Origin of the sequence: Pseudomaricurvus sp. HS19, assembly GCF_009857815.1 — a bacterium.
Taxonomy (GTDB): Bacteria; Pseudomonadota; Gammaproteobacteria; order Pseudomonadales; family Cellvibrionaceae; genus Pseudomaricurvus.
On record NZ_WVVW01000026.1, the window covers coordinates 1 to 1,302 of the forward strand.

1 protein-coding gene is annotated in these 1,302 nt (G+C 57.5%); it reads right to left on the reverse strand.

Annotation, left to right across the window (positions count from 1 at the left end; genetic code table 11):
- A partial coding sequence (locus GSF27_RS17680) for a putative Ig domain-containing protein (RefSeq protein ID WP_202410532.1) occupies positions 1-1,302 on the reverse strand: 1,302 nt, incomplete at both ends.

The following is a 1,302-nucleotide window of genomic DNA, read 5'->3' on the forward strand; positions in this document are numbered from 1 at the left end:
TGGGCACCGGCAGAGTCTGTCACTGTCACGGTCACCTGAGTGGTACCGAGATCGCCATTGCCCGGTGTGCCACTGAAGGTACCGGTGGCGGCATCAAAACTCAGCCATCCTGGCAGTGTTCCGGTCGATAGTGTCAGCGTGTCGCCGCTATCGATATCGGTGAAGGTGTCCGGTGGCACTGTAAAGCTGAAGGCGCTGTGCTCGTCGATGACCTGATCGGTTACCGCACGGGTTAAAGTCGGCGCGTCATTGACGTTATTAACCGTCAGATCGAAGGTGGTACTGACCTGGGCACCATGACTGTCGGTGGCTGTCACTGTGATCGGCACTGAACCCACATCGGCATTGGCGGGCGTACCACTAAAGGTGCCCGTGGCCACATCAAAACTCAGCCAGGCCGGCAGGCCGGTAGCACTCAGGGTCAGGCTGTCGCCCGTGTCGATATCACCGAAAGTATCCATCGGCAACGCAAAGCTGAAGGCTGCATCTTCGGTGGCGACCTGGCTGGTGACCACATGATTCACCACCGGAGCATCATTGGTGCCCGTCAGGTGAATGGTGATGGCATCACGGAGAGTAGTACTGGCCCCCGTGGCGTCAGTCACGGTGATAGGAATCACCACATCCAGCGGCTCACCCGCTGCCAGGTGTTGATAGGCCGCATCGCTCGGATCAAAGGTGTAATGACCATCCGCCTGCAGGATAAACCCGGGTTCTGATGCGGTGGTCGAGAAAGTCGCACCCGCGCCATGCTCGCCATCATCGAAGTCATCGACCAGTACGGTTTTTGCAACGAGCCGGCCATCTTCATTAACCGGAACTGTGGTGCGACCCACAAAGTGCGGCGCATCATTGGTACCGGTCACTTCAATAGTCAGGGTTCCGGTGCCTGTTGCACCGGACGCATCGGTCACGGTAATGGGTATGTTCAGTGTTTTTACCTTGCCATCGGGCAGATGGTTATAGGCATTGTCGGCAGGATTGAAATTCCAGCTACCGTCGCTGTTCAAGGTAAAACCGGGGACGGTGGAGGCCGTGCTGAAACTAAAGGAGTCGCCGGTATCCGGATCCGTGGCTGTAAGCTGTCCATTAACGCGTGTACCACCCTCATCCACCGACTGTGTCGACACCGGATCAAGCACCGGTGGATCGTTGACGTTATTGACTGTCAGATCAAATGTCGTCGTAACCGTCGCGCCGTGACTGTCGGTGGCACCCACCAGCACCTGGACTGTGCCAACATCACTATTGGCGGGCGTGCCACTGAAAGTACCCGTGGCTGCATCAAAACTCAGCCAGGCC